The 25,063-nt window shown below is 66.5% G+C and carries 24 protein-coding genes; 16 read left to right on the top strand and 8 right to left on the bottom strand.

The window, feature by feature from the left end; genetic code table 11:
- The first annotated feature begins 15 nt into the window (after window positions 1–15).
- From ACSQ23_RS25550 to ACSQ23_RS25540, 3 genes are all read left to right on the top strand, one after another.
- Window positions 16–1,548 carry a GumC family protein gene (locus ACSQ23_RS25550; protein ID WP_436092317.1) on the top strand — a complete coding sequence of 511 codons (1,533 nt, stop codon included), beginning with the start codon at window positions 16–18 and terminating at the stop codon, window positions 1,546–1,548.
- 7 nt (window positions 1,549–1,555) lie between these two features.
- The gene (locus ACSQ23_RS25545; RefSeq protein ID WP_436092316.1) at window positions 1,556–2,665 is read left to right on the top strand and encodes a glycosyltransferase; all 1,110 of its coding nucleotides are present in this window, start codon (window positions 1,556–1,558) and stop codon (window positions 2,663–2,665) included.
- Window positions 2,666–2,754: 89 nt separating this feature from the next.
- Window positions 2,755–3,039, top strand: coding sequence for a hypothetical protein (locus ACSQ23_RS25540; RefSeq protein ID WP_055883856.1), 285 nt, complete (start codon window positions 2,755–2,757; stop codon window positions 3,037–3,039).
- A 44-nt stretch (window positions 3,040–3,083) separates the two neighbouring features.
- On the opposite strand, the gene ACSQ23_RS25535 is transcribed toward ACSQ23_RS25540, so the two are convergent.
- Window positions 3,084–3,419, bottom strand: a complete 336-nt coding sequence (locus ACSQ23_RS25535) for a hypothetical protein (RefSeq protein WP_055883854.1) — start codon at window positions 3,417–3,419, stop codon at window positions 3,084–3,086.
- 588 nt (window positions 3,420–4,007) lie between these two features.
- Window positions 4,008–4,517, bottom strand: a complete 510-nt coding sequence (locus ACSQ23_RS25530; protein WP_436092315.1) for a response regulator — start codon at window positions 4,515–4,517, stop codon at window positions 4,008–4,010.
- 246 nt (window positions 4,518–4,763) lie between these two features.
- On the opposite strand from ACSQ23_RS25530, the gene ACSQ23_RS25525 reads away from it, so the two are divergent.
- Window positions 4,764–6,188: an exopolysaccharide biosynthesis polyprenyl glycosylphosphotransferase gene (locus ACSQ23_RS25525; protein WP_162247981.1), complete on the top strand. Its 1,425-nt coding sequence runs from the start codon at window positions 4,764–4,766 to the stop codon at window positions 6,186–6,188.
- 19 nt (window positions 6,189–6,207) lie between these two features.
- On the top strand, window positions 6,208–6,561 hold the full coding sequence (locus ACSQ23_RS25520; protein WP_436092314.1) for a VanZ family protein: 354 nt from the start codon (window positions 6,208–6,210) through the stop codon (window positions 6,559–6,561).
- 75 nt (window positions 6,562–6,636) lie between these two features.
- On the opposite strand, the gene ACSQ23_RS25515 is transcribed toward ACSQ23_RS25520, so the two are convergent.
- A complete protein-coding gene (locus tag ACSQ23_RS25515; protein ID WP_436092313.1) occupies window positions 6,637–7,056 on the bottom strand; it encodes a GNAT family acetyltransferase in 420 nt (139 codons plus the stop codon).
- Between the two features lie 216 nt (window positions 7,057–7,272).
- Between ACSQ23_RS25515 and pyrF the strand changes: the two genes are divergently transcribed.
- The 11 genes from pyrF (at window position 7,273) to ACSQ23_RS25460 (ending at window position 17,828) form a co-directional block, all read left to right on the top strand.
- Entirely contained in the window at window positions 7,273–8,196 is a 924-nt protein-coding gene (pyrF, locus tag ACSQ23_RS25510; protein ID WP_436092312.1) for an orotidine-5'-phosphate decarboxylase, read from the top strand.
- 391 nt (window positions 8,197–8,587) lie between these two features.
- Window positions 8,588–9,877, top strand: coding sequence for an ABC transporter substrate-binding protein (locus ACSQ23_RS25505; protein WP_436092455.1), 1,290 nt, complete (start codon window positions 8,588–8,590; stop codon window positions 9,875–9,877).
- A gap of 6 nt (window positions 9,878–9,883) precedes the next feature.
- On the top strand, window positions 9,884–10,768 hold the full coding sequence (locus ACSQ23_RS25500; RefSeq protein WP_055883839.1) for a carbohydrate ABC transporter permease: 885 nt from the start codon (window positions 9,884–9,886) through the stop codon (window positions 10,766–10,768).
- The gene (locus ACSQ23_RS25495) at window positions 10,768–11,619 is read left to right on the top strand and encodes a carbohydrate ABC transporter permease (RefSeq protein ID WP_055883836.1); all 852 of its coding nucleotides are present in this window, start codon (window positions 10,768–10,770) and stop codon (window positions 11,617–11,619) included. The genes ACSQ23_RS25500 and ACSQ23_RS25495 overlap by 1 nt, the downstream gene beginning before the upstream one ends.
- 43 nt (window positions 11,620–11,662) lie before the next feature.
- Window positions 11,663–12,430, top strand: a complete 768-nt coding sequence (locus tag ACSQ23_RS25490) for an SDR family NAD(P)-dependent oxidoreductase (RefSeq protein ID WP_055883833.1) — start codon at window positions 11,663–11,665, stop codon at window positions 12,428–12,430.
- Between the two features lie 44 nt (window positions 12,431–12,474).
- Window positions 12,475–13,155, top strand: a complete 681-nt coding sequence (locus ACSQ23_RS25485) for an RraA family protein (protein WP_436092311.1) — start codon at window positions 12,475–12,477, stop codon at window positions 13,153–13,155.
- A 7-nt stretch (window positions 13,156–13,162) separates the two neighbouring features.
- Window positions 13,163–14,023 carry an amidohydrolase family protein gene (locus tag ACSQ23_RS25480; RefSeq protein WP_436092310.1) on the top strand — a complete coding sequence of 287 codons (861 nt, stop codon included), beginning with the start codon at window positions 13,163–13,165 and terminating at the stop codon, window positions 14,021–14,023.
- 25 nt (window positions 14,024–14,048) lie between these two features.
- A complete protein-coding gene (locus ACSQ23_RS25475; protein WP_436092309.1) occupies window positions 14,049–15,221 on the top strand; it encodes a mandelate racemase/muconate lactonizing enzyme family protein in 1,173 nt (390 codons plus the stop codon).
- Between the two features lie 10 nt (window positions 15,222–15,231).
- The gene (locus tag ACSQ23_RS25470) at window positions 15,232–16,269 is read left to right on the top strand and encodes a succinylglutamate desuccinylase/aspartoacylase domain-containing protein (protein ID WP_055883825.1); all 1,038 of its coding nucleotides are present in this window, start codon (window positions 15,232–15,234) and stop codon (window positions 16,267–16,269) included.
- A gap of 67 nt (window positions 16,270–16,336) precedes the next feature.
- A complete protein-coding gene (locus ACSQ23_RS25465; protein WP_436092308.1) occupies window positions 16,337–17,383 on the top strand; it encodes a LacI family DNA-binding transcriptional regulator in 1,047 nt (348 codons plus the stop codon).
- Window positions 17,384–17,627: 244 nt separating this feature from the next.
- Window positions 17,628–17,828, top strand: a complete 201-nt coding sequence (locus tag ACSQ23_RS25460; RefSeq protein WP_436092307.1) for a tetratricopeptide repeat protein — start codon at window positions 17,628–17,630, stop codon at window positions 17,826–17,828.
- Window positions 17,829–17,861: 33 nt separating this feature from the next.
- On the opposite strand, the gene ACSQ23_RS25455 is transcribed toward ACSQ23_RS25460, so the two are convergent.
- From ACSQ23_RS25455 to ACSQ23_RS25435, 5 genes are all read right to left on the bottom strand, one after another.
- Window positions 17,862–18,386: an invasion associated locus B family protein gene (locus ACSQ23_RS25455; RefSeq protein WP_162247980.1), complete on the bottom strand. Its 525-nt coding sequence runs from the start codon at window positions 18,384–18,386 to the stop codon at window positions 17,862–17,864.
- A 17-nt stretch (window positions 18,387–18,403) separates the two neighbouring features.
- Window positions 18,404–22,417, bottom strand: coding sequence for a beta strand repeat-containing protein (locus tag ACSQ23_RS25450; protein WP_436092306.1), 4,014 nt, complete (start codon window positions 22,415–22,417; stop codon window positions 18,404–18,406).
- Window positions 22,418–22,671: 254 nt separating this feature from the next.
- Complete coding sequence (locus tag ACSQ23_RS25445; protein ID WP_274532720.1) at window positions 22,672–22,803, bottom strand: hypothetical protein; 132 nt, start codon at window positions 22,801–22,803, stop codon at window positions 22,672–22,674.
- Between the two features lie 363 nt (window positions 22,804–23,166).
- Entirely contained in the window at window positions 23,167–23,691 is a 525-nt protein-coding gene (locus ACSQ23_RS25440) for a hypothetical protein (protein WP_436092305.1), read from the bottom strand.
- Window positions 23,692–23,714: 23 nt separating this feature from the next.
- Window positions 23,715–24,821 carry an aminotransferase class V-fold PLP-dependent enzyme gene (locus tag ACSQ23_RS25435; RefSeq protein ID WP_436092304.1) on the bottom strand — a complete coding sequence of 369 codons (1,107 nt, stop codon included), beginning with the start codon at window positions 24,819–24,821 and terminating at the stop codon, window positions 23,715–23,717.
- Between the last annotated feature and the right edge of the window lie 242 nt (window positions 24,822–25,063).

The raw sequence follows: 25,063 nt of genomic DNA, 5'->3' as shown, positions 1-25,063 counted from the left end.
CGAGATGTTAACGCCATGGCTTTGCTGACCGACGCGCCGCATCCCCACAGCCCGACCACTTCGGGGGCTCGCGCCTTCGCGCGCCTTGGGGCGCGGCCCGCCAATGACGAGATCATCGCCCCGCCGGCGCCGCAGCCAGAGCCGGTGGCGACCGTGACGCTGGGCAAGATCGGCGATTTCCTCGAGCTCGATTTCGGCCGGCTGTTCGTCTGGTTGAAAAGGGGCCTGCTCGCCTCGGTGGCGCTGGCCGGGCTCGGTGCGGTGGCCGGCGGCGCCTACGCGGTGCTGAGCCCAGCCAAATACACCGTCTCGACCGATATCCTGATCGATCCGGCGAACCTGCAGGTGGTGACCGACGATCTGTTCCAGCAGCCGGGGCAGGTGGATAACGCGCTGCTGACAGCCGGCAGCAAGCTGCGCGTGCTCACTTCGGGCAATGTGCTGTCGCGCGTCGTCGACAAGCTGAACCTCGTTGCCGACAAGGAATTTTTCGATCCGACCCCGGGTCTGCTGTCGGGCCTGTTCGGCTCCAGCAAGGACGAGAAGCCGGCTGACCCCAAGCTCGCGGCGCTGGCAGCGCTCAGCGGCCGGGTCAGCACTACGGCCGATGAGAAGTCGTTCGTCGCGACGCTGCGCGTCTCCTCGGAGACGCCGGACAAATCGATCATGCTCTCGTCGGCCATCTTCGAGGCGTTCAAGGCGGAACTGGCGACGGCGGAAGCCGATGGCGCCGGCCGCACCGCCGCCGCGCTCAACGACCGGCTCGATGAGCTGAAGGCCTCGGTCAAGCTCGCCGAGGAAAAGGTCGAGGCCTATAAGCGCGACAACAACCTCGCCACCAGCTCGGGCGAACTGGTCAACACCCAGACCATGGCGCAGCTCAACCAGCAGGTGGTGGAGGCGCAGTCGCGCGTCATCGCCGCGCAGTCGAGCTATGACGAACTGGTCGCCGCCGGCCGCAACGCCACCACCGCCGATACCCAGGCCTCGGGCGCGCTGACGACGCTGCGCGCCAGCGCCGGGGCGCTACGCCAGCAGCTCGACGCGCAGTCGATGGTCTACGGCCCGCGCCATCCCACGATCGTGCGGCTCAACACCGAGCTCAGCGCCGTCAACACGCAGCTCGAAGCGGAAATCGGTCGCATCGTCGCCGCCGCCAAGGTGTCGCTCGACGAAGCCAAGACTGCCGCTGCGGCGCTCAGCGCCAAGGCCGATGAGCTGAAGACCAGCGTGTTCAGCGACAACGAGGCGCTGGTGACGCTGCGCGAGCTCGAGCGCGACGCCACTTCGAAATCGACGATCTACGAAGCCTTCCTCAGCCGGGCTCGCCAGGTGACCGAGCGCGAGCAGCTCGACACCACCAATGTGCGCGTCATCTCCACTGCCGTGCCGCCGCCCGGCCGGTCGTGGCCGCCGCGCACCGTGGTGATGCTCGGGGCAGGGGCCGCGGGCGGCTTCGCCATCGGCATGCTGCTGGCGGCGCTGTTCGGCATGATGCGCGACCTGAAGCAGCCGCCGCGCCGGCGTGTCGCCTCCGTCACTGCCTGAGCCGGCAATGCAGCGACGCATCGTCTTCCACGTCCCGAGCCTTCGGGGCGGCGGCGCCGAGCGCGTCTTCGTGCTGATGGCCAACGAAATGGCGCGCCGCGGCCACGAGGTGACGCTGTTTACCTGGAACGGCGAAGGCCCCAACGCGGCGCTCCGCTCCGATGCGGTGCATTTCGTCGACCTGGGGATGCCGATCCACGGCGAAGGTTTTGGCAAGCCCGCCACCATCGCCGGGCTGTGGCGCAGCGCCGGCTTCTACCGGCGGCTCAAACCCGACGCGGTGTTCAGCGGCCCGGAATTTGCCAACCTGATCACCGCGCTGGCGCTGAACCTCGGCTTCAGCAAGGCAAAGTTCTTCCCGAGCTTTCATGCCGCCGCCGCGATCCCGTCGAACGATTTCGGCTCCAAGCTCGCCGTGCTGCTGTCGGGCCTTGTCGCCGCCCGCGCCACCAAGGCGATCGCGGTTTCCGCCGGGGTCGGTCGCGACATCGCGGCGCGCGGCGTGGCTGCCGGCAGGATTGCGGTGATCAACAATCCGTTGCCGCCCGCGGCGGCCCGAACCGGGCAGGTTTACCCCTGGCAGGCGGAGCTCACGGCGCTGGGAGAGGGGCCGGTGATCGCCACTGCCGGCCGGCTGGTCGGGGTGAAGGACCACAAGACGTTGCTGCGCGCCTTCGCGGCGCTGCTCAAAACCCGTCCCGCCCGGCTGGTGCTGTTCGGCGAAGGCCCGCTGCTCGGCGAACTCGAAGCGGAAAGCCGAGTCCTCGGAATCGCTTCGCGGGTTTTGTTCCCGGGCTACGTGAACGACCCGGCAGCCTGCTACGCCGCCGCCGACCTGTTCGTGCTCAGCTCGACCAGCGAGGGGTTCGGCAATGTGCTGATCGAAGCCATGGCCGCTGGGGTGCCCGTGGTTTCCACCGACGCCCCGCACGGCCCGCGCGAGATTCTTGCCGATGGCAAGTATGGCGCGCTGACCCCGGTGGGCGATGTAGACGCGCTGGCCGACGCGATGGGCGCGACGCTGGAGCGGCCGACCGATGCGGCGCTGCTCAGGGGCAGGGCGGCCGACTATACCGTGGAGCGGATCGGCGACCAGTACGAGGCGCTGCTGCGCTAGCACCCACGCGACGGCCGCACCGGCACCTCTTGATCGGCCTCGGCCGATACCTAGATTCGACGCAAATACAGCAGCAGTTGGAGACGCGAATGGCAGTTTTTGCCGTGAACATCCTCGGCCGCAGCGATGAGCCCACCGGCCGGGCCGAAGTGATGGTGGCAGAAGACGAACAGGGACTCCGCCGGGAGTTCAGCGCCTTTCTCACTGCCGCCTCGGAAGTGATCATCACCGCCGATCCGCGCCGCGTCGAAGCGGAGCTGGTGGCCAATGGCTGGGCGCCGCCCGAGATCACCGAAGGCAGCCGGCTACGCCTCTATCGCTGCACAGCGCTGCCCGGCTGGAACGCATCGGAGAACCTCGCGCTGCCGGTCTGAGCGCGAGGAGGAAAGTTGCAGACCTTTCCTTCTCGGACGCGCGCTCAGGGAATGCGTGAGACCTGCTCGAGCTGGTCGACCAGCCGCTCGAATGTGGCGGCGATATCGGTCAGCCGATCATGTGGCGGCTCGCCCTTGATGGCGTTGAGGTAGTCGCTCTGGCGGTGCCGGATCTCCGCCAGCAGTGCGCCGCCCTCTAGCCGCGCCAGGGTGCGTTCCTCCTCGGTGGCGTAGACCGAGCTGGCGCGCGCCTTCAAATGAGCCGCCTTGACGTTCCACGACCCCAGGCTCGCGACAAACGGCCTGATCGCCCGGTTGGCGCGCTGCCGGCTGGCAAAGCCTGGATTGCTGCGCCGGGGAGTTGATTGAGTGCTCTGCATGGACCTTCTCCCGTGTTGCCCGCCGTTCAAGCGGCGGTTTGCGCTGAAACACCGGTCGGGCCCGACGGGTTGCACGAGGGGGAGGCATGGCCTGAGCTGGAAGGGCCACCACCAAGCGATGCCGGGTCAGCTGACCGATGCGGCGCTGCTCGGGGCAGGGCGGACCACAACACCGTGGAGCGGATCGGGGATTTGTACGAGGGCCGTTGCGCCAGGGGCTGGCAGAGGGGCCGGTGCGGGCTGACCCCCACCCCTGTCCCCTCCCCGCAAGGGGGAGGGAGACCCGCACACCAGCATCCCAGCTTGCGTCTCTCTCCCCTTGCGGGGAGGGATCAAGGATGGGGGCAGCGCCAGGCGTCAGCTGAAACTCCTTTGCCGCCAATGCGTAGCTATTGGAGCAACCCGACTGCCGCGTCCGGTTGCCGGCGGGGTCGTGCCGCGCGTCCACAGCCCGCATCGACCCCGCCGTACTTTGCCTCAGCGCTCGAGATCGCCGTGGTCGGCCCGTCGTTGCTGCAAGGGGGAGAAGGTCATGAGAGCGGCGCTCGAATAGCGAGGGAGGGGCCCGTCTCTCTCAGTTTACGTGGGCTAGCGCCGCACTCGGCCTTCGCCGAACAGCGGGATGACGTTGCCGACGCGCTCGGCCGGCACGGGCCTCAGCTCGAAGGCGCGCACCATGGGCAGGGCCTGGTGCTGCACGGCGGCGACGCGCTCGACTTCGACCAGCCCGTCGATGCAGTTGAGCAGCTGCTGCGGGGTCACCGGCTTTTCCAGTACCGCGTCGATCCCTGCCGCGAGCAGCGGCCGGTGGAACGCCACGGCGGCGCGGGTCAGCGTCACGATCTCGAAGGCGCTGCTGGCCAGCTTCAGGTGGCTGCGCAACCCGCGGGCGATATCGATGGCCGGGGCGCCGGGCAGGTCGGTATCGAGCACCACCACGTCGACCGGCGAGATACGCAGGAACGTCGTCAGCATCTCGACGCTGGAAAAACTCGCCACGCGATAGCCGCCATCCTGTTCCAGCGCACGGCTGAGGATGGCCGCGAACGCCGGGTTCGCTGCCAAAATCGCTACCGCTTTGCTATGGGACGTCGTCACCTGTCCGGCTCCGGGCTTGGGTTAATGTTTCCCTAACACAGGGGCGGGTGGCGTCGAGGCCCGAACTGGCGGTATCCTTAACCGGGCTCGCCGAACCACTCCGTTAACCCCAGCTTAACCAACTGCTTGGGGCGAATCCGGCGACCTGCTAGACGAGAGGGCATGGCGGCGGGCCGAACAAAGCCCTGCAATGCCAACAATTTGAGGCAATTTGCTGTGGCGCAGAGCGAGCTTGGATACCAGGGCGTGGAGCGGCGCAAAGCGCGCCGCGTGGTGGCGAACCAGGCGGCGCTGTGCACGGCTTTTGCCCTGGGCGAAGGCGCCCTTGCCGCGATGGTGATGCTGCTGCCGGCGCTGCTCTATCACGGGTTCGTTCTCCGCGTTGCGGCGATCGACATTCCGTTCGGGCTCTACGGCATCTACTCGGCGGTGGTGGGCGTCCTCTATGGCGCGTTCTCGGCCATCTCCGCCAACCAGTTCCTCGATCGGGCCCAGCCGCCGCACACCACGCTGGTGCAGAGCGTGCTCAGCTGGACCGGCGCGTTCGCCATCGCGCTGTTCGGCGCTTTCTTCATTGGGGTCGCCGACGATCTGTCGCGTGTCTCGCTGATCGCGGCGTTCGTCCTCGGCGTACCGGCGCTGCTGCTCGCCCGCACCATTGCCTATGCCGCGGTCACGACGCGCATCAAAGCCGGGCGGCTGCAGTTCCAGAAGGTGGCGGTGGTGGGCAGCCGTGGCGATACGGTGCGCTTCCTCGTCAACGGGAACCTGTGGAAGACCGGCTACCGGCTCGCCGGCACGCTCTATCTCGAAGATACGGTCAATGCCGAGGGCGCCTACCAGCTGAGCTCCGTCGTCGATTTCGCCCAGCATTGGGTGTCGCATGGCGCTGAGTTCATCGTCTTTGTCGGCGAGATCGGCGATATCGATGGGCTGGAAAAGCTGACCAATGAGCTGAAGCGCTTCGCCATCAACGTGGTCTGCGTGCCGGCCACCGACAATGTCAGCTTCAAGTTCCTCGACGTGGTGCCGCTCGGCCCCAACAATGCGCTGCGCTCGTTGCGCAAGCCCATGAGCGATGGCGCGGTGCTGATGAAGCGCCTGTTCGATATTGCCGGCGCTGGCCTCGGCCTGCTGTTCCTCAGCCCGCTGCTTGCGGTGATCGCGCTATTGATCAAGCTCGACAGCCCCGGCCCCGTGTTCTTCCGGCAGGAGCGGCGGGGCTTTAACGGTCGCACCTTCCACATCTGGAAGTTCCGTTCGATGACCGTCACCGAATCCGGCCGCAAGATGACGCAGGCCAAGGTCGGCGACAAACGCATCACCAAGGTCGGCGCCTTCATCCGCCGCACCTCGATCGATGAGCTGCCGCAGCTGATCAACGTGCTGAGCGGCGAGATGAGCCTTGTCGGGCCGCGCCCGCACGCGCTTGTCCACGATGACGAGCTGGGCGAGCAGGTCGCCAGCTACGCGCATCGCCAGCGTATCAAGCCGGGGATTTCCGGCTGGGCCCAGGTCAACGGCTATCGCGGCGAGACCACGACGTTCGAGCAGATCGAAGGCCGCACCCGGCACGATCTTTACTACATCGACAACTGGTCGATTTTCCTTGATTGCTGGATCATCGTCTTGACGGTTTTCTCGTCCAAGACCCGGCGCAACGCCGTCTGATCCGGAGATCCGCCTGCCCATGCGCCTGTTACCTGCCTTCGCCTGGCTGCTGCTCGCTGCCATCGCCTTCGTCACCCTGGCGCCGATCGGGCTCAGGCCGATCAGCAGTTTTTCCCCCAGCATCGAACGCTTCGCGGCTTTCGCGGCCGTGGGCCTCTGCTTCGCGCTCGCCTATCCGCGCCACCTGTGGCTGGTCCTCGCGCTGGTGCTGGGCGCCGCCATCGCGCTCGAAGCGCTGCAACTGGTCTCGGCCTCCCGGCACGGGCGGCTGTTCGACCTCGCGGTCAAGCTCGCCGGCGGCGGTTTCGGCGTGGTGGCGGGCGTCGTGGCGCGTCGGCAGTGGCAGCGCGTGATGGCCAGCCGAACGGCCTGAGCCGGGGCAGGGCGCAGCATGTGCCGGCAGTAAGGCGGATATCGCAGTGCCTCTGGAGCGGGTGTCCGCCTGGCGCTATCGCCGGACAAGCTTGCTCATGCTGATGCGCGGTTCGATCCGGTAGCCGGACCTTTGATAGAATTCGACCACTGCGGCATTCGTCTCGACGACCTGCAGGTTGATCTTCACGCAGCCGAGGCCAACGAGACGACGCTCCGCCTCGGCGAGCAGGTCGCGACCCACCCCGCGATTTCGGTGCGACCGGCTGACCGCGATGCGGGAGATCCAGCCGCGATGTCCTTCATAGCCGGCCATGACCGACCCGCAGACCCGGTCGCCGTCGACAGCAACCAGCAGCAAGTCGGGTTGCAGTTTCAGCTTCTCGGCGATTGCAGTTTCGGCGGCGTTCCACGGCGCATCGTCTGGAAACGCCTCCTGCCACAGAGCTTTGACCTCTGGGAAGTGCCGCTCGTCGTAGGTGATGACCTCAGTCATAGTGCCGTTCTCGATTGCAAAGCGTGCGGCCACGCTTAGCCTGCCGGGGCGGCTTGGGCAAACGGCTGCAGCCGCTGAGTGGGGCGCTGAGCGCGGGCAAGCGACTTGGTGCTTCACGCCGGACCTCCGCTGGGATACCGCAATGGCTGCTACAGCAGGCGGGGGCGACGCCGAAGAGCCGTGTCGTTCATGGTCGACGGTCTGAAGGGAGATGCGATGGAAAGCCGGTCCTGGGTTGAGCTGGTCGAACGCAATGTTCAAGCGTTTGGCGAACTCGTTGTCGGCATCGACCCCTCGCTTGCCGAGCTGCCGCGGTTCTTCGAGCAGGGCGACGCGACACGCTGGATCGACGGATATGTCAATTTCATCCTCGATGCCGCCGAGGGCCATGTCGGGTTTGTGAAGTTTCAGGCCGCCTATTTCGAAGCCGGCGGGCTGGCGGGGCTCGAGGCGCTGTCGGCGGGCATGAAGCGGGCCCGGGCAGCGGGAATGGGCGTCATTCTCGACGCCAAGCGCGGCGATATCGGCGCGACGGCCGCCGCCTATGCACGTGCTTACCTGACGCCGGCAGCCGAGGGCGGGAGCGGGGACTTCGAGGCCGACTGCCTAACCATCAACCCGTTGATGGGGCCCGATACGCTCGAGCCCTTCGTCGAGTGCGCAAACCGCTTCGGCAAGGGCCTGTTCGTACTCTGCCGAACCTCCAATCCGGGCGCCGGGTGGCTGCAGGACAAGATGGCGGGAAACCGGCTGATCTCGGATCGCGTCGCCGACCTGATTGCCGGCCTCGCCCCCGGCGATGCCGGGCTCGCCGCTGACGATGCCGGCTCCCTCAGCCCGATCGGCGCGGTGATCGGGGCGACGGTCCCCAATGAAGGGCGCCGGCTGCGCACGCTCCTGCCGCGCTCGATCATCCTCGCCCCGGGCCTCGGCGCGCAAGGCGGCGATGCGGCCAGTATCCGCTCGCTGCGAGGCACGCGCCCGGGTGATCTGCTGGTGCCGGTTTCGCGCGGCCTGACCCGCCCCGAGGACCGGGATGTTTCGCCCACCGCCTACCGGGCGGCGCTGCTGGAAAAGATCGCCCAGTTCAAAGCCGCGATCGCCTACGACTACGATCGCCGCGAGGCGGCGGCGGGTTGAGGTCGGTACCGCTATCCGATCGGGTCGCTATTCGAGCGCCCACGAAGTGATCGCCACATCCTGTAGCGCCGATGCCGCGCCGCTGTCTGCGGCCTCCAGCATCAGCCGGTAGCCGGCGCGCGCCACGTCCGTCTTCCCTCCACCGCACATCCTGCGTGGGTTGGCGATCGGCGACCCGTGCCGGCCTCCGGATGCGATTTATCGATATATCTTCTTAGAAGGCTCGATCCTGTCGACTTGGCCCCGGAATCGGCGTGGTCCTGCCGAATCTCGATTGACAAGGCGTGGAATTGTCATGCAGCTTGGCTTTATCGATAAATCTGGAGGGAAACAGATGTCGTTGCCAAACCATAGTGCCGTCGCGCCGGTCACCCGGCGCCGTCTGTTGACAATGTCCGCCGCGCTGATGGCCGGCACCGCACTCGCTGCGGCCACTGGGGGAGCCTTCGCGCAAGGCGGGGCGGCGTTGCAGTTCTGGAAGATGCCGAACATGGCGGCCGAGAGCGAGAACGCCTATTGGGCGACCGCCGTCGCCGGGTTCAAGGAGGCGAGCGGCAACAGCGTCGAGCACCTGCTGGTGCCGTGGGCCGAGTTCCTCGCCAAGTATACGGCTGCGTTCGTTTCCGGCACGGCGCCCGACGTCTCCTACCAGGTGACCAACACGCTCAACCAGTTCGGCACCAATGGGCTGCTCGCGGACCTCAGGGCGATCGATCCGGCGCTCGATACCAGCGCCATCAACGAGGCGATGATCGCGTCGGCCACGCGCGACGGCAAACTCTACGGCTACCCCTACATCTCGAGCCGCTTCGTTCTCGCCCTCAACGAAGCCGTGTGGGAAAAGGCCGGCAAGCCCGCCCTGCCGACGACGTATGACGAGCTGCTGGAGTTCGCCAGGAAACTCACCTTCGACGAAGCGGGCAAGCCGCTCGGCGATCCGGCCTTCGACAAATCCAAGGTGGCGATCTACGGCATGGCCTGGCCGGGCTCCTATGAGGTGGTGATCAACTACATCTGGAACGTGCTGTTCTCCTACGGGGTGACGCCGTTCAGCGCCGACATGAAGGATATCGGCTTCGATACGCCCGAGGGCCGCGCCGCGCTCGAGCATCTGAAGGCGCTGCAGGATAGCGGCGCGGCGACGCCGCTCACCCTTTATGCCGATGCGACGCAGTGGAGCGAATTGCTGCCGGCCGGCAAGGCGGGCCTGCAATGGGTGGAAGCCAACGTCCAGCAGTTCGTCAACTTCCCCGATGCCCGGCTGCAGGTGGTGGAGCCGCCGGCGGGCCCGGCAGGGGCGTTCGTTTCGGGGGCGGCGGGCTATCTGGTGATCGCCGAAGCCAGCGCCAACAAGGCGGCGGCGCTCGATTTCATCAAGTACGTGACATCTGGTGCGCCATACGACGATTACATCGCGCAATCGCTGCTGTTCCCGGTCAGCACCAATGCCGATGCCGCCGCCATGTATGGCAAGGTGAGCGAGAAGCGGGCCTATGATTTCCTCGCCGCCGCGCTGCCGCAGACCAAGTCGATGCTGTTCCCGGCGGCCCTGCCGTATAACGGCTATGAGTATCTGGTGGGCGAGATCAACAACTACCTGAGCGGGCAGAAATCGCTGGATCAGGTGATCGCCGACGCCAGGCAGCAGACCGCGACGCTCGCCGCCAACGCCGGGCTCTAGCACCTCATGCAGGCGATCAAGGCACAGGCGAGGGCGGAGTTCATCTCCGCTCTCGTCTTCCTCACCCCGAAAGTCGGATTGTTCGCCGCGTTCGTCGTGGTGCCGTTCGTCTACACCTTCTACCTGATGCTGTTTCAGGGTGGCCTGATCGGCAAGTTCAGGTTTGTCGGCTTAGGGAATTTCGGCGCGCTGCTGGGTGACGGGCTGCTGCGCTCGACCATCGGCAACACGCTCTTGTTCATGGCCGTCAACATTCCGGTCACCGTGGGGCTGGCGCTCGGCGTCGGCATCCTGCTCGCCCGCCAGGTGAAATTCCGCGGCGTCTATCGCTCGCTGATCTACGTGCCTTCGCTGCTCTCGGTTTCGGCCACCGGGCTGGTGTGGAAGATCATGCTCGATCGCGATGCCGGCCCGATCTACGGCTTTTTCAAGCACACGTTCGGGTTCGAGCTCAGCTATCTGCAGTCGGGCACGGTGGCGCTCATCGCCGTGGCGCTGATCAGCGCCTGGGCGTCGGTGGGCTTTTACAGCCTGATTTTCCTCGCCGGCCTCAACGGCATCCCGCGCGAGCTTTACGAGGCCGGCACCGTCGATGGCATCAGCCCGAGCGGCGCCTTCTGGCACATCACCCTGCCGCTGTTGAAGCCAGTGCTGCAGCTGGTGCTGATCCTCACCTCGATCAGCGCCATCCAGGTGTTCGACATCATCTTCGTCCTCACCCAGGGCGGGCCCGGCACCTCGACCTATACGGTGATGTGGTACATCTACAAATCGGTGTTCGGGGGCGGCTCGGTCGGCTACGCGGCAACCATCAGCGTCGCGGTGATGGTGTTCTCGATCCTTCTCGCCGGCGCGATCGTGCTGTTTACCCGCAGCCGGGAGGCGCGCTGATGGCGCCGCACTCGCGCCCACGGGTCCGCCTCAGCAGCCGCCAGGTCTGGGCGGCGCTGCGCACCCACACGCTGCTGATCCTCGTCGTTCTCGCTTCGATCTGCCCGGTGCTGTTCGTCGTCGTCGCCTCGTTCAAGCCGATCACCAGCTTCGACTCGCTGGCGAGCAGCACGGCGCCGTTCACCCTCGCCAACTATCTGGGGGTGTTTGCCGACAAGGTGTCGATCCAGTGGCTGCTCAACTCGATCATCGTCACCACGGCAGTGACCATCCTCACCGTCATCGTCGATATGCTCGCCGGCTATGCCTTCGCCAAGCTGAAGTTCAAGGGCAGCGCCTGGTTGCTTTCAGCGATGCTGGCGACCGTCATGGTGCCGTTCGCGGTGACGCTGTTGCCCAATTACGTGCTGGTGGCGCGGCTGGGGCTGGTCAACAGCTATGCCGGCCTCATCATCCCGCTGCTGTCGGCGCCGGTCGGGGTCTACCTGATGCGGCAGTTCATCTCCGAGATCCCCGACGCGCTGCTCGAGGCGGCCAAGATCGATGGCGCCAACCCGCTGCAGATCCTCATGAAGATCATCGTGCCGCTGGCGCGCCAGCCGGCGATCGTTCTGGCGGTGTTCACCTTCGTCAACACCTGGAACAGTTTCCTTTGGCCGCTGCTGATCGCCCAGAGCGAGGACAAGCGCACCCTGATCGTCGGCATTGCGACGCAAAGCCTGCAGCACACGCAGAATCTCGGGGCGATGACGGCGCAGACGGTGATCAGCATGGTGCCGACGCTCGTCGTCTTCGCCATCTTCCAGCGCTACTTCCTGATGGGCCTGACGGCGGGGTCGGTGAAGTCGTGATCGACAACAGCAACAAGCAGAAGCGTAGCGGGGAGGGCCGGCAATGACCGGGGCAAGCTATCCGAGCCTCAGGGGCCAAGTGGTTTTCGTCAGCGGCGGGGCCAGCGGCATCGGCGCCGAAATGGTGGCGCAGTTCACCCGCCAGGGGGCGCAGGCGGCGTTCGTCGATATCGACGATACGAGTGCCGAGGCGCTGGTCGCGGCGCTTGCGGCCGAGGGGCACGCGGCGCCGCTCTACCAGCACTGCGATATCCGCGACATCGCCGCGCTGCGGCTGGCAATCGCCGCGGTGATCGAGCGCTTCGGCCCGATCAACACACTGGTCAACAATGCCGCGAGCGATGATCCGCACACCATCGCCGAGGTCGAGCCCGACTATTGGGACGAGCGCATGGCGCGTAACCTCCGGCATCACTTCTTTGCCGCGCAGGCGGTGCGCCCGGCCATGGCCGGGGCGGGGGGCGGCTCGATCATCAATATCGGCTCGACCGTCTGGCTGTTCGGCGCCCCCAAAACCATCGCCTATGCCACCGCCAAGGCGGCGATCACAGGCATGACCCGCTCGATGGCGCGTGAACTGGGACCCGAGAACATCCGGGTCAACTGTGTCATCCCCGGCTGGGTGATGACCCCGAGGCAGCTCGCCACCTATATCGACGATGCCGCCGAGCAGCAGATTGCAACCCGCCAGTCGCTCAGCAATCGGCGCATCCAGCCCGCCGACATCGCCAACATGGTGCTGTTCCTCGCCGCCGACGAGAGCCGCTCCTGTGCCGGGCAGAACTTCATCGTCGATGCCGGCTGGGTCTGACCGGGCCGCTACCGACCAACCTCCTACCAACGGAACTGACCAAAATGAACGCTGACCGCCAAAGCTCCGACCCGGTGGTGCAATTGATGCGCGAGAGTTTTTTCTCCGCCCTGCTTTCCGACGTGCTCGACGAACTGGGCTATCGCAACCAGGCGCTCCAATCACGCATCCGGCCGCTCGATGACGCCCTCAAGATGGTCGGGCGGGCGCGCACCATGATCTATGCCGATATCTATCAGCAGCCCGGACCGGACGAGAACCCGCATGCCGGCGAGATCAAGCTGATTGACAGCCTGGCGGCTGACGACGTGGTGGTCTGCGCCTGCGGCACGTCGGGCCGGATCGCGCCGTGGGGGGGCCTGCTCAGCACCGCAGCCAAGGTGCGCGGCGCGGCGGGCGCGCTGATGGATGGGCTGGTGCGCGATATCGCCGAGATCCGAGCCTTAAGCTTTCCGGTGTTCCACGGCGGCATCGGGCCGCTCGACAGCAAGGGCCGGGCGCGGGTCATCGATACCGATGTGACGGTGCAGTGCGGCGGCGTCAGCATCTCGCCCGGCGACATCGTCTTCGGCGATGGCGACGGCGTCGTCGTGGTGCCCAAGGCCATCGAGGCCCAGGTGGTCGCCGCGGCGACCGAGCGGCTCAAGGGCGAGAACAAGACCAAAGCCGCATTGCTGGCCGGGCGCAGCCTCGCTGAAGTCTACGAAGAATTCGGCGTCTTGTGAGGGCACCATGATCGTCGATTGCCACGTCAATATCTGGAACCCCGAGCATGTCCGCCCGCTGCTGACCACCGGCACCGCCACCTCGCGGCCGGGTTCGGTGAGCCAGCTGGCCGATGCCGACACGGTCTACAAGGCGATGTCGGAGGTCGACAAAGCCATCATCTTCTCGCTGCGCTACGGCGACAGCGCCGGCATCGACGGCGATGACGAGGTGACGGCGGCGGCGGTGAAGAAGTATCCCGACAAGTTCGTCGGCTTTGCCGCCATGGATCCGCGCCGGCCCGACTACATGGACCTCCTGGTGCACGCCATCGACGATCTCGGCTTAGAGGGAGTCAAGTTCGGGCCGATCTACAATGGCGTGTCGCTGCTCGATCCGCGCATGGTGCCGGTCTACGAGTTCTGCGTGAAGCGGAACATCCCGCTGACCATGCATATGGGCACGACATTTGCCGAGAACGCGCCGATCGAGTACGGCCGGCCGCTCGATGTCGACAGCATCGCGGCGCGCTACCCGGATCTCAAGATGATCATGGCGCATATGGCGCACCCCTGGGCCGAGGAGTGCATCGTGGTCATCCGGAAGCGCCCCAATGTCTATGCCGAAGTGTCGGCGCTGTTCTACCGGCCGTGGCAGTTCTGGAACACCCTGGTCACGGCGCAGGAATACCGGGTGAACGACCGCAACAAGATCTTCTGGGGCACCGACTTCCCGTTCGCCGAGGTGCGGGAATCGATCGATGGGCTCAACGCCATCAACGAGCAGGTCGAGGGCACGAGGTTGCCACGGATCAGCCAGACGACAATTGATTCAATCCTTTACGCGAACCCGTTCGAGCATTGGTGGCACGGCGGCCTCAAGTCGTGACCCTCGAGCTGAAGCGAGACAGAACATGAAGATCACCGAAGTCGAACCGATCCTGTTGCGCGGCACTGCCGCCTATGGCGCGGGGGCCAGCGGCGCCGAGGCCACCGATAACGGCGACTGGCAGTTGCTGATCCGCGTCGCCACCGACGAGGGTCTCACCGGCTGGTCGGATGTCGAAACGCTGGCGCCGGCGGCGGTCAGCATCATTGCCGGCGAGGGCATGGCGACGGTCGGCTTTCAGACGCTGGGGAGCCTGCTCGTCGGCGAGAACCCGCTCGATGTCGAGCGGCTGTGGGACAAGCTCTATGTCGGCAGCGCCTATTACGGCCGGCGCGGCATCGCCATGCACTGCATCTCGGCCCTCGACAACTGCCTGTGGTCGATCCGGGCGCAGGCCGCCGGCATGCCGCTGGCCGAACTGCTCGGCGGCCGGCGGCGCGACAAGGTGATGGCCTATGCCTCGACGCTGTTCCGCTCGACGCCCGAGGGCATGATCGACGCCGCTAATGGCTATATCGACAAGGGCTATCGCGCCGTGAAGTTCGGCTGGGGGGTGTTCGGCCAGGATCCGGGGCGAGACCGCGAACTGGTGGCCGCCGCCCGGCAGGCGCTCGGGCCCGACCGCCACCTGATGGTCGACCCCGGCTGGTATCCGACGGTGACGCCGAACCGCATGCAGCCGCGCAGCCGCGCCGACAACGAGACGCTCTGCCAGTGGCTCGGCGACTATGACGTGCGCTGGGTCGAGGATTTCATCCACCCCGAGAATTTCGACGAATATGCCGCGGTGCGGGCCGCGAGCCCGGTGCCGGTGGCGGCGGGCGAGCAGGTCTCGACGGTGTGGGAGTTCGCCCGTTTCATCGAGAGCGGCTGTGTCGATGTCATCCAGCCCGACCTGACGCGCTGCGGCGGCCTGAGCGTGGCGAAACAGGTGGCGCAGCTGGCCAACCGGGCGGGCATTGACCTCGTGCCGCATTCCTGGCTGACGCACCTGTTGACCGGCTACAGCCTGCAGCTGATCGCGACTTTGCCGCGGGCGCATTTCGTCGAGTTCAATGTGAGCCAGAGCCCACTGACGGCAGGCATCGCGCCGACCTCGCTGAGCCTCGATGCCGAGGGCTGCATCGCCATTCCCGATGGCGTCGGCATTGGCATCGAGGTCGACACCGATTTCATCGACGCGCATCGCGCCCGCTGAGGAGACAAGCATGGACCGCCGCATCGTCAACGTCGCCGAGCTCGATCTCACCTCGCCGGGCCGCCGCGACTATTGGGTGGCGCTGCCGCATGACGGCATATGGGGCGACCACCTGGTGCCGCTCACGGTGTTCATCGGCCCCGAGGCGCAGCCGGGCAGGGGCCTGGTGGCTTTCGGTTCGACGCATGGCAACGAGTACGAGGGGCCGATTGCCATCAAGCACCTGCTCGGCGAGATCGACATGCGCGAGGTGCGCGGCCGCATCATCCTCGTGCCGGTGCTGAACGTTGCGGCGTTCCGCGCCGGAGCGCGGGATTCGGTCAACGATGACGGGGTCAACCTCAACCGCGCCTTCGTGGCCGATGCCGGCCGCACGCCGAGCCTGGGGCGGATCACCCACCGCATCGCCGATTTCGTCCGCACCACGATCTGGCCGCATGTGCATGTGGTGCTGGACCTGCATGCCGGGGGCGAGGTGGCGCAGTTCGCGCTCGGCCCCAGCTTCCATCCGATCGCCGACCGCGAGCAGAGTTTCAGGATCGAACAATCGGCCCGCTGGTTCGGCTCGCCGGTGGTGCTGGTCTACCAGAACGAGACACCGGGCCTGTTGACCAGCGAAGCGGAACGGCAGGGCAAGGTCACTATCGGCGCCGAGCTCGGCTGGGGCCGCTCGATCCATCCCGACGGCGTGCGCTATGGCCGGCAGGGCATCCGGGCGGCCGCCATCCACTGGGAGCAGTTGCGCGGCACCATCAAGCCGATCGATCACCATGCCGACGGCACCCAGGTGAAACTCTCGATCGTCAACCGCAACTGCACCATCGTCGCCCCGTTCGACGGCCACTATGAGCCGCTCCGCAAGCCCGGCGACGCTGTCACTGCCGGAGCGACGATCGGCTATCTGCACGATTTCCAGCGGCTGGAACTGCCGGCCTGGCCCGTCAGGGCAGGTGTCTCCGGGCGGCTCGCCGCACAAGCCTGGGGCGCCCGGGTCAACCAGGGCCAGCACATCGCCATCGTGGGCGAGGTGCAGGACTGGGCGAGCTGACAGACATCGACAGCTCAAGCGGATAATATGCCTCAAAACGGCAGATTCTGATGCCCTTGGAGGAAACTTGCCCCCTAGCAAGAAGGCGGTAACGCTCAAGGACGTGGCGCGGCTGGCCCAGACAACGCCGATGACCGTCTCGAACGTGCTCAACAACCGGGCGGGCGCCGTGGGGCCGGAGCTGTCGGCGCGGGTGCGGCGCGTGGCGCAGGAGCTCGGCTACCGCCCGCACGCGCTGGCGCGGCGGCTGAGGACGCAGCGCAGCCAGATCATCGGCGTGGTGCTGGTCGATGCGTCGCCGTTCTTTCTCTCCGACCCCCTGACCGCCGCCATGCTGGCCGGCCTCACCGCCGCGCTGCACCGGCTCGATTACTCGACGATCCTCCACGGCGTCGGCCCCGACGAGGTCGAGCAGGCGTCGTTCCTGCGCAATATCGAGACTGACGGCTTCTGCATGGTGCTGTCGGGCTCCCGTGCGACGCGCCGCCGGGTGGTGGAGCGGATCGCCGCCACCAACCAGCCGCTGGTGATCCTGCAGGAAGAAGTGCCGGACGAGGTCCGCGATGCGGCCTCGATCCATTTCGATGACCGGGGCGGGGCGCGTGAGCTGGCCCGCGCCCTCGTCACCGGCGACGTGCGACACGTGCTGTTCCTCGTGCCGGCGCTGGAATGGGCCGCCATGCAGCGGCGCGAGGGCGGCATCCGCGAAATTCTCGCCAGCCGGCCCGAGGTCCGCCTCAGCGTGGTCAAGTCGGCGAATGAGGGCTTTGAGGCTTGCCAGGCGGCACTGGGGGCGTTTCTGGCCAAGGGCGACGAACCTGACCTGGTCATCGGCGGCAACGACCAGATGGCCATTGCCGCGATGCGCTACCTGCAGGGCGTCGGCCGCAATGTTCCCGGCGATATCCAGGTGGCGGGCTTCAACGGCCTCGAATTCGGGCGCTATTCGACGCCCGAACTCACCACGGTCGCCGCACCGGCGTTTCGGCTCGGCGAAGCGGCGGCCAATGCGATGTTCCATCGCCTCGACACCGGCAGCTTTCCCTTCCGCGAGATGGTGGTGCCGGTCGAGGTGATGCTGCGCGGCTCGACCCGACCAGTGCTCGCGACGTGAGGGCCCGCGGCGGGCTAGAAGCCGCCGCTGACCCCGGCATTGAGCGACCAGGTTCGCTGTTCCGAGCCGAGCCCGCCCAACTCGCCGCCGAGATTGATCGCGGCGCTGGGGCTGACGTTGAGCCGGACGCCGGCCTGGACGCGGCCCTCGAGCCCGGTGGTCGTCGTGTCCTCGGGATCGCGACGCCGCCGCCATCGACTGGCTGCAGCGCTCCATCGCCATCACCCCGGCCTCGGGCCGCCCGATGATGCTGCTCGCCGCCGCCTACCAGCGCCTCGGCCGCCAGGCCGAAGCCGAAGCGACCCTGACCAAGGCCCTGACCCTCCGCCCCGGCACCACCGCCGCCAACGTTGCGCCGCCGACGACGGGGGCAAGCCCGGTGTTCCTGGCGGCGAGCGCGCGGGTTATCGCGGCGATGGTGGGTGCGGGGTTGCCGGAGCGGTAGGGGTGGAGGGCTGCCCGGCGAGCCGGGACGGCTTCAGAGTTTCGCGAAGGCCGAGGTGAAGCCCTTGAGGGAGAGCTGGAAGCCAACCGCTTCGCCGTTGGCCGCCTTGACCCCGAAGGTGACGAGGCCGCCGCCCTGCAGCGCCACCAGCAGGTCGGCCGTGAGCTCGAGCGTGGCATAGCTGCCGTTCTGGTCGGCAATGGTGATGGGCACCCGGGTGGGGGCGCCGGCATCGATCGATACGTCGACGCCTTGCTGCAGCAGGATGCCGTGCGGCAGGTTGATGCGCAGCAGCGCTGCCGCGTCGGGACTGGGCCGGTAGATCGTCGCCGCTATGATGCGCTGGTTGCTGTCTCGCGCGACCAGCGCCTGCGTCATGGTGCAGACGATGGTGTCGCGGCCGACCTCGTTGGAGCAGTTGATGGCCCATGGCTGCGGGCTGTCGTTGGCAGGACCGATCTGCAGCGGTTCGGCGGCCACCGGCGCGTCCTGCGCGCTGACAGGCCCCGTGACGAGAGCAAGCAGCAGCAGACCGCCAAGCAAGCGGGAAGAATGCACGTGTCTCGCCACGCCGGTCAGAACTGCAGCCGCGCTTTCGCCGCCAGCCCGTACCCCTCGAGCTGGTCGGAGAAGCGGGTGTTGAGGGTTAGGGAGGCGTCGAACTGCGCGTTGTCGCCGAAGGGCCGCGAGACACCGATGCCGAGGCTCGCTTCCCCGACCAGCCCCTGGTTTTCCGACACGAGGTTCAGTTCGTTGCCGACCTGGTCGGTAAACACCGAGGTCGGGCCATCGGCAAAGTCGTTGTAGAGCGTGCCGGTGAGGAACGGGGTGACCGCGGTGAGCTGATCCTCGAGCAGGAAGGTCTTGCTCAAAGTGCCGCCGATAAAGCCCACGAGGCTCAACGCGGCATCGGGGGCGAGGGTCTCGCCATTCTGGAATTCGAGCACCGAGGCGGTGGTTTGGCTGATCGAGAAGCCGGCCCGCGGGGTCAGGTCCACCTCGCCCAGTGATATCGCGTAGCTCGCCGAGCCGCTGAGCGTGTAGCGATCGGTGTGGAGGTCGGCATCGACCAGGCCGTAGCTGGCGTTGGTGTTGTTGAACACGAAGTCGGTGGCGTCGTAGCGGGCCTGCAGCTCGGCGGCGAACTGATCCTTGGCGATGGCCGCATAGATGCCCCCGGAACCCTGCTGGAAGCTGGCCTCGGTGGTCGATGGCACGATGCCGTCGATCGACTGGGTGGTGGAGCCGGCGACAAAGCCGCCGAACGCGCCCAACGCTACGTCGATGCCGGAACTGCCGACATCGGCGCAGGCGACATCGACGCCGAACTGGCCGCCGCCGAAGCTGAGGCCAACCGTCGAAGAGCCAGCGGAAGAGCCGCTGTCGGTGAAGGTTTCGCCCGTCGCCGAAGCGCTGCCGCCAAGGCCGCGTTGCCACGCGCCGAGGCCGCAATCGCTGCCTTCGACATCGGCATTGCGCGCCGTGCCGATCCGTCCCAACGGGTGGTCGAGCATGGCGCCGACGGTCGACTGCGCCAGCGTCACGGCATCGGTGATGCCGCCGAGGACGCCGAGATCGGCTTCGGCATGGACGTAGAGATCGCCGCCATTGTCGATCAGGCTGAAGCTGACGAGGCCGGCAGGCGGCAGGCCGGTGGAGCTGAACGCGCCGTCATAGCTGGCGGCGTCATTCTGGACCACCAGTACGTCGGGGATCAGCCAGGCGCCGCCCAGATTGTCGAAGGCGTAAGTGGTGCTGGCGCCGGCTGCGACCGAAGCGACGTGCAGCCGGTCGGTGGCGCCGGTCTGGAGGTTAATGTCGAGGTTCACCGTGCCGGTGCCCGACAGCACGCCGGTGGTCAGCACATCGCCAGTGAGGTTGTTCCCGCCGAGCGAAACGACGCTGTTATTGGTTAGCGCGCCGATGGTTTCGCTGCCGCGCAGGTCGAAGAGGCCGCTGCCCGAGACATTGACCGCGGCGGTGTCGGAGATCGACGTGCCGTAGCCGATGAAGCTGCCGCCGGTGATATCAAGCTGCGATGTGCCGGTGAGCGAGCCGGTGACATCGAGCACGCCGGCTGCAACGGTGGTGATGCCGCCATAGCTGTTGCTGCCCGACAGGATGAACGTGCCGGAACCCGCTTTGGTGAGCCCGCCGCTGCCGGAGATGATGCCAGCGAAGCTGGTGGAGGTGTTCGCGCCGCCGGTCGTCAGCGTCTGCCCCGCCGCGATCTGCACATTGCCGCCACTGGCGCCGCCGCCGGCGAGCGAGCCGATGGTCTCACTGTCGGTCACCACCAGGTTGACGCCGGCGGTGTTGTCGAGGACCACCGCGCCGGTATTGGAGATGGCGGCGCCGTTCTGCAGCTCGAGCGTGCCGCCGCTGACGGTGGTGGCGCCGGTATAGGTGTTGCTGCCCGAAAGCACCAGCGTGCCGCCGCCGGTCTTTTCGATCGGTCGGGCCCCGCCGGTCTCGGTGATATTGCCGGACTGCTCGGCGGCATCGCCGGTATCGACGTCGAGGGTGGTGTCGTTGCTGTTGAGCACGATGGCGCTCGCGACCACAGCACCGTTGGCGTAGTGGATCTCCGACCCGGTGGTGGTGATCTGCGCGATGTCGCTGGTGGTGACATTGCCCGAAAGGTTCAGCGTGCCGCCGAGCTGGATATCGCTGATGGCGCTCGTCAGGCTGAGCGTGCCACCATCGATGTCGAGACTTGCGCCGGTATCGACCCGGACCGCGCCGGCAATGGTGCCGCCAGTGCCGATGATGCTGTTGCTGCCACCGGTGAAGGTGATGGCGTTGGCGCCGCCTCCGCCACTCGCGACGCTGCCGGGGGTGGTCATCGCGATGTCGATGCCGGCGCCCGATATGCCGGCGCCACCGGCGCCGGGGCTGCCAACACCGAAGCTAGAAGGGCCGCCCGCGCCGCCTTGCCCGCCAGTGACGGCCGCATTGACGTTCACCGTGCCGCCATTGCTGAGCACGATGGCAGCGCCGCCGCCGCCGCCGCTGCCGCCGTCGTAGTCCGCAGCGCCGCCGGCGCCGCCTTGCCCGCCAGTGACGGCCGCGTCGACGTTCACCGTGCCGCCATTGCTGAGCACGATGGCGGCGCCACCGCCGCCGCCGCTGCCGCCGGTGATCGCAGGGCCGCCGGCGCCGCCTTGCCCGCCAGTGACGGCCGCATCGACGTTCACCGTGCCGCTATTGCTGAGCAAGATGGCAGCGCCGCCGCCGCCGCCGCCGCCGCCGGTGAAGCTCGAAAGGCCGCCCGCGCCACCTTGCCCGCCAGTGACGGCCGCATCGACGTTCACCGTGCCGCCATTGCTGAGCACGATGGCGGCGCCACCGCCGCCGCCGCTGCCGCCGATGACGTAGCCGCCACTGCCTGCGCCGCCATTGCCGCCGGTTGTGGCGGCGTTGACGTTCACGGTACCACCGGCGCCCTGCACCAGGCCGCTGGCGCCTGCCTCGCCGCCAAGGCCGAAGTCCTCACCGACGCCGCCGGCATTGCCGACGCCGCCGGTGAGGGCGCCGTTGATGGTGGTCGTGGTGGCGGTCGTGACATTGGCGCCGGCGCCGTTGGCGCCGCCGGTCACCGTGCCGGTGATGGTGAAGGTGCCGGTGCTGCCGAAGGAAACGCCGGCGGCGCCAAAGCCGCCGGTCACCGTGCCGCCGGCGATGAGGTTCGCCGCTCCGGTGACGACGATGGCGCTGGCGCCGTTGCCGCCGGTGGTGGATGCCCCGGTGGTGAGCGTGCCGGTGCCGCCGAAGATGATGCCGGCGCCGCCAATGGCGTCGTTGCCACCATTGCCGCCGCTGACCGCCGCGCTGGTGGTGATGGTACCGCCGTTCAGCGACACCACGCCGGCGCCGCCCGCGCCGCCGGGGCCCTGCGCAAACTGCGTATATCCGCCATCACCGCCATTGCCGCCCGTCACTATGGCATTGATGTTCGCAGTCGCTCCAGCCGCATTGCTGAACACCATGCCGGTGCCGCCGCTTCCACCGCCGCCGGCCGAAAGGAACGCGCTGCCGCCATTGCCGCCGTTGCCGCCGGTGGCGGTCTGACCGGTGTTGCCCAGGTTCCCCGTCCCGGTGATGACCACGCCATAGCCGCCGGCGCCGCCGCTGGCGCCGTCGCCACCGTCACCACCCTGGGCCGGTCCGGTCAACGTACTGAAATCGGCGCCGACAAAGCCGTGGGCTCCGCCGCCACCACCGCCGCTGGACGTGCCGTTGCCGCCATCGCCGCCGACGAACGTGCCCGGTGCCGGCGCCAGTCCGCCAGCACCGGCATTGCCCGGGAAACCGATCATGTCGCCGCCGGCGCCGCCAGTCTGGCCTGCACCACCACCGCCGGCTTCGGACATCAAGTCGCCATTACCGCCGGCCCCGCCCGCGCCGGTATTGGAATCCACGCCCCCGGCCGCGCCGCTGCCACCTTCGCCGCCGGCGGCGAAGGCGGTGCTGGTGCCGAGGGGGCCAGCGGCGAGGATCGCCAGCGACGCGATGGAAACGAGGAGCGTTCGCGTCAGGCCATGCAGGCGTTTGCCCTGCACGCCATGCATTGCCGGAAAGCGGTTCATCAAGTCGGCCCCCAAATCATGCGCGCACGGTAGACAGAAAGTCCGCCGGGGGCATGCCCACTAAACAGTAGGGGTAGGTCGAGATCGGTGGCCAGCCGAGCAGGCGGTCATTTTGCAGAACAGCGTGTGTTTTGCGATCGATGACTCGGCTCGTGTAACGGCCGGCCAGATAGCGCTCTTATAGATCCTGGCCATAGTTCCAGGTACTCAGGAAGACCGGATGTCCGCTTTGGGCGGTGTGGACGGGGTTCGCCTTAATTGACCAGCGTTTCGTAATAGTTGTCGAGCGACCACTTGCTGATGTCGAACCAGACCGGCAGCACTTTGATAACCTCGGAGAGAGGCATCATTGACGCCGAGATCATCCAGACGAGCGGTATCATCATGAAGATTCTGCCCGGCCTCGGCACGGCGTTGCCGGCGCCGGTTGGCTCAAGCGGGCTGAAACGTTGCCTCCGGCAGGCGCAGCCTTCCCATCCGAGCCGGTCCAGTCAAAGCAGACCCGGGAGCGCTTGCGGAGCTGACTTGCCAATGTTGCCTGCGGACGGGCTTTGGCTCTCGGCAAATCGGTGACTTATGGAGATACGAGGGTCCGGGCGACCTGCTGCATCGCAGGCAGGTTGTTCAACACCGGTCCGGTGAAACGGCGCCTGCTCCCATTCGCCCCCACCTCACCCCGCCTGCACCTGATAGTCCACTTGCGATCTCGTGCTGGGTGCCCGTGCCACGGGTCGGGTGCGCTAGCACGACTAACCCTTCTGCAATGCGCGTTGGAGGAGCGCGGTTGTATAGAACTCGTACGAGGCTGCCTTGTCCGGGAAATCGATCAGATGGACTGTGAAGCGGCAGGGAACTCCATTTTCGGGAAGGTTATCGGCGAAGAAGGATGAGTACGCCTCGGCATAGGCTTTCCGAAGGCGATCCTGCTCGGCGGCATATCCGGCGGGGTCGGCGAGGATGTTCGGGGTCTTCGGTTGGGCACCGAACGCATGCATCTCAATGAAATCGATATCCTCCAGAGACGAGCAGATTCCCGCCTCGACCAGCCACTTCTCCCAGCACCTGAAGACCAGTGCGACTTCCTGATGGGGATCCATCGACACGACTTCGCTGAGTCCCAATATGCCCTTCGCTGAGTAGCCACCTGTCAGACCAGCGAAATGAATCTTAAGGTCGCCATCCGTCTGTTCCTCGGTGACCAGCGCCGAGAGAACAGGTCGATCGCCTTCATAGTAATAGGTGAGTTTGCCACGCTTCCTGACATTGAATGCCATCGATAGTGTTCCTGGAGACTTGATTAGCTTGTCAGAACCTGTCGCAATCGAGCAGCAACGACAGCGGCCTCGTCGCTCGTCAGCGTCTGCGGATTCAGGGCTATGGCATTCGGTTCATCGGCTAGTGCAGATACCTCAATCCAGACATCGCCGTTCTTGAGTTCGTCAATTACCTGGTCGCGCGTCTTGCCGAAACCGGCATCGAGATGAACGATTGCGCGGGCGTGAGGTTGACCAGCTTCACTTGGGAAGCCGCGTTCCGTCGTCACTCCCGGGATCGCGGCGAGGTCTTCGATCCAGTTCTGGACGATCGCCTCGTAACCTTGGAGAATCGCGTCCTCGTCCCGATCCAGTGTGTACTGGACGGCGGCGAGCATTCCGGCGAGTTCTTCCTTTCCGACTTTCATGGGTCGACCGATGCCCTGCGTTGGCGGTGAAAGTCGGCGGCAACCTGCGATCAGTTCCCTGGTCCCAAGGACCAGACCGGCAGCTTGCGGCCCACGGATACCTTTGCCGCCACTGAAGACGACACCATCGCAGCCGAGGACCTTGGTGTAGTGCCAGAGACTCGAAACCGGTGGAATCTGGGCAGCGGCGTCAACCAGAACCGGGACGTGGTGTTTCCTGGCGATCGCGATGACATCCTCGATCGGCGGAGATTTCACTGCCAGCGCCCCGGCAAACCAGACCAGGCACGCTGTACGCCCGGTTATGGCCGACTCAAACGATTCGAGGGTGTCGTCGCACGCAACGATAGAGGCGCCGGTCTGGAGAATCGCAAAGTCGTAGCCGTTGCGCTGTGAAGTGAAAACGATCACTTCGTTCCTGGTGATGCCCTTGAGCATCGGATACGCCATCGGATCGGGTTCGTTCGGCGCTGCCATTAGAGTGGCGACCGAGAGCACGATCCCAGCTGCCGCACCTGAGGAAACGAATGCGGCATCATTCCGGGTGAGCTCGGCGATGCGGTCGCCGACCCGTGTTTGAAAGAGTGGCAGATCGATAAACGAGCCAGCAGCCGCATGCATTGCCTCGAGGACTTCCCTGGGCATGCGCGATCCACCAAGTCTGGTGAGTGTTGCTGACGCGTTGATGATCGGCTTGATGCCCAGGTCTTCGTAGATACTCACCCGCAGAGCCCCTCGCGAGAATTGTGAACCCATTCGTTGGGCGTCAGCCTACCCAATCGGGATGACTGCCGCATTCACCGATTTCTGCCCCAATGACGTGCTTGAGCACAAAGGCGATCTGCGCTTCAGTGAACTCGACGTCTTCCTGGAACTCTCCTGCTCCAGGCAGGGGATCATCGTGAAGGCCAGGTACCCGGCCATGGCACACAGCTGGCCATCCGGCAGGCGGAGGACGCCGCCGA

The sequence above is a fragment of the Devosia sp. LjRoot16 genome (genome assembly GCF_964252795.1).
In the GTDB taxonomy this organism is placed as follows: domain Bacteria; phylum Pseudomonadota; class Alphaproteobacteria; order Rhizobiales; family Devosiaceae; genus Devosia_A.
Note: the sequence above shows the minus strand (reverse complement) of the source record. Positions and strands in the feature narration are given on the sequence as shown.

Bases quoted from the DNA above. Each gene is read 5' to 3' on its own strand.
- ACSQ23_RS25440 (WP_436092305.1), bottom strand. From the start codon at position 23,691: ATGGCATTCAATGTCAGGAAGCGTGGCAAACTCACCTATTACTATGAA.
- ACSQ23_RS25445 (WP_274532720.1), bottom strand. From the start codon at position 22,803: ATGATGATACCGCTCGTCTGGATGATCTCGGCGTCAATGATGCCTCTC.
- ACSQ23_RS25520 (WP_436092314.1), top strand. From the start codon at position 6,208: ATGCGCCTGTTACCTGCCTTCGCCTGGCTGCTGCTCGCTGCCATCGCC.
- ACSQ23_RS25480 (WP_436092310.1), top strand. From the start codon at position 13,163: ATGATCGTCGATTGCCACGTCAATATCTGGAACCCCGAGCATGTCCGC.
- ACSQ23_RS25505 (WP_436092455.1), top strand. From the start codon at position 8,588: ATGTCCGCCGCGCTGATGGCCGGCACCGCACTCGCTGCGGCCACTGGG.
- ACSQ23_RS25485 (WP_436092311.1), top strand. From the start codon at position 12,475: ATGAACGCTGACCGCCAAAGCTCCGACCCGGTGGTGCAATTGATGCGC.
- ACSQ23_RS25460 (WP_436092307.1), top strand. From the start codon at position 17,628: ATGATGCTGCTCGCCGCCGCCTACCAGCGCCTCGGCCGCCAGGCCGAA.
- ACSQ23_RS25540 (WP_055883856.1), top strand. From the start codon at position 2,755: ATGGCAGTTTTTGCCGTGAACATCCTCGGCCGCAGCGATGAGCCCACC.
- ACSQ23_RS25535 (WP_055883854.1), bottom strand. From the start codon at position 3,419: ATGCAGAGCACTCAATCAACTCCCCGGCGCAGCAATCCAGGCTTTGCC.
- ACSQ23_RS25550 (WP_436092317.1), top strand. From the start codon at position 16: ATGGCTTTGCTGACCGACGCGCCGCATCCCCACAGCCCGACCACTTCG.
- ACSQ23_RS25545 (WP_436092316.1), top strand. From the start codon at position 1,556: ATGCAGCGACGCATCGTCTTCCACGTCCCGAGCCTTCGGGGCGGCGGC.
- ACSQ23_RS25515 (WP_436092313.1), bottom strand. From the start codon at position 7,056: ATGACTGAGGTCATCACCTACGACGAGCGGCACTTCCCAGAGGTCAAA.
- pyrF (WP_436092312.1), top strand. From the start codon at position 7,273: ATGGAAAGCCGGTCCTGGGTTGAGCTGGTCGAACGCAATGTTCAAGCG.
- ACSQ23_RS25500 (WP_055883839.1), top strand. From the start codon at position 9,884: ATGCAGGCGATCAAGGCACAGGCGAGGGCGGAGTTCATCTCCGCTCTC.
- ACSQ23_RS25495 (WP_055883836.1), top strand. From the start codon at position 10,768: ATGGCGCCGCACTCGCGCCCACGGGTCCGCCTCAGCAGCCGCCAGGTC.
- ACSQ23_RS25470 (WP_055883825.1), top strand. From the start codon at position 15,232: ATGGACCGCCGCATCGTCAACGTCGCCGAGCTCGATCTCACCTCGCCG.
- ACSQ23_RS25490 (WP_055883833.1), top strand. From the start codon at position 11,663: ATGACCGGGGCAAGCTATCCGAGCCTCAGGGGCCAAGTGGTTTTCGTC.
- ACSQ23_RS25475 (WP_436092309.1), top strand. From the start codon at position 14,049: ATGAAGATCACCGAAGTCGAACCGATCCTGTTGCGCGGCACTGCCGCC.
- ACSQ23_RS25450 (WP_436092306.1), bottom strand. From the start codon at position 22,417: ATGAACCGCTTTCCGGCAATGCATGGCGTGCAGGGCAAACGCCTGCAT.